Here is a 1,997-nt window from a genome sequence, read left to right as displayed (position 1 = left end):
GCCGCCGGCAGTGCCGTCGGCCTTGATGCCCTTGGTGTTCAGATTTGCGCAAAGGCCGGTGAACTGACTGCCGACCCATCCGCCGATAGCAATAATCGCAACGATCGATGCTGCTGCGATGATGCCTATCAAGATTGAGTACTCCACCATGGCAGCGCCGTTTTCATCGGAGTTGAACTGCCTGGCGACATCGATAAGCCGCTTCATGGCTATCTCTCCTGGTCAACCTGGGACGCAAGCGCCAGTGCCGGTGCCAGCAGCATCGAGACCCTTGCCGRCCAGCTTCGTGCAGAGGCCGCTGAACTGACTGCCGACCCATCCGCCGATGGCAATGACCGCAACAATCGATGCCGCGGCAATGATGCCGATCAGGATAGAGTATTCGACCATAGCAGCGCCGTTCTCATCGTCGCGGAACTGCCGGGTCATCGTCATGAGCTTCTTCATGTCAATTTCTCCCTTTGGAGGTTGAACCCGACGAGACAGAGCCAAGGATGTACCCCATACCCAGCATCCCCCGTCATCTCGATCCTAGGTCCCGAGAAATTGCCGAGTCAAACGCGATTAACGGTTCCTTAACTTCCCAATACATGAACTCGCGAGTTGAGCGCGACGTTAAATTCCAGCAAGAGCTTGATTCGTCTAATTTTTCAAGCGCTCTTAACCATTCGTTCACAATTATGTCGTTCACCTAATTGAGTAACTCCTACTTTAGCCATATAGCATATTCCTTTATATCTAAGGGGTTAGAGGAAAATTTCGGGATGGCTTAGGTGCCGGAGCACGCCAGGGTTGCGGAATGCCCCGCAGCTCAATGCATCCTGATATTTGAGTGACGCAGAGCCTGAAATAAAAACGATATTTTTCGGCGACGGTCCTTAACTATGTTGAAAGTATTGACTACGCGCAGGCGTCCGGGCGCTTGTGCCCCACTTGGTTAATGTTTAGTTTCCGCTAATATGCATCGAAGGGGAGCATAGGCGATTATGCTAGGGCGGTTTATCAAGGGGGCGAGCGAGCAGCCGGTGGCCGCTAAGCCCGAGTCGTTAGTGGTGCTGCCCATTGCGCCGGCACTTTCGCCGGCCGCCGACATCGAGTCCCATGGCGATGGTTTTCTGACGCTCAAGGTCGAGCTTCATCGCCACCTCATCGATCGTTTCAATCTGACCGCTCTTGAAAGTGCCTCCAAGGATGAGATCCTGAGCGAGATCCTTCCGATCGTTCGCGAATTCGTTCGAAACCGAAACGTGCCGCTGAATGCGCGCGAACTCGACCAACTGACCAGCGAGACAGCCGACGAGATGCTGGGGCTCGGGCCGATCGAGCCGCTGCTCAAGGACGATACGATCACCGACATAATGATCAACACCCACAAGCGCGTCTTTATCGAGCGGCGTGGCATCGTCGAAGAGACGGCAATCCGGTTTCGCGACGAGGCGCATCTGCTGCGGGTCATCAACAAGATCGTCTCGAACATCGGCAGGCGCGTCGATGAATCGTCGCCGATGGTTGATGCCCGGCTGGACGACGGATCGCGCGTCAACATCGCGGTGCGACCCATCTCGGTGGACGGCCCGCTGGTCTCGATCCGGAAATTTTCCAAGAATCCCTATTCGCTCGAACGTCTCGTGGTGCTCAATTCTATTCGGCCCCCGATGGTTGAGCTGTTGCGGATCGCCGTACAGGCACGCAAATCCATCCTGGTTTCCGGCGGCACCGGCAGCGGCAAGACGACCTTGCTCAACGCGCTATCGAGCTACATCCCATCCAGGGAACGCCTGATCACCATCGAGGATGCGGCSGARCTGCAAYTGCAGCARCCGCATGTCGGGCGTCTGGAGACCCGTCCTCCAAATGTCGAGGGCAGGGGCGAGGTCCGCCAGCGAGAACTGCTCAAGAACGCGCTGCGCATGCGGCCCGATCGCATCATCGTCGGCGAGGTGCGCGGCGAGGAAGCCTTCGACATGCTGCAGGCGATGAACACCGGACATGAAGGC

The 1,997-nt window shown here is 56.7% G+C and carries 3 protein-coding genes; 1 reads left to right on the top strand and 2 read right to left on the bottom strand.

Annotation, left to right across the window (positions count from 1 at the left end):
• A partial coding sequence (locus tag AC1DX0_RS35150) for a Flp family type IVb pilin (protein WP_477359026.1) occupies positions 1-207 on the bottom strand: 207 nt, incomplete at its 3' end.
• A gap of 15 nt (positions 208-222) precedes the next feature.
• The gene (locus tag AC1DX0_RS35145; protein WP_477359023.1) at positions 223-447 is read right to left on the bottom strand and encodes a Flp family type IVb pilin; all 225 of its coding nucleotides are present in this window, start codon (positions 445-447) and stop codon (positions 223-225) included.
• 539 nt (positions 448-986) lie between these two features.
• Between AC1DX0_RS35145 and AC1DX0_RS35140 the strand changes: the two genes are divergently transcribed.
• Positions 987-1,997 (top strand): CpaF family protein (locus AC1DX0_RS35140; RefSeq protein ID WP_477359020.1); only part of this gene is annotated, 1,011 nt, incomplete at its 3' end.

The organism is Mesorhizobium sp. P3_A9 (assembly GCF_056402975.1).
This window is presented reverse-complemented; position numbering and strand designations above follow the sequence as displayed.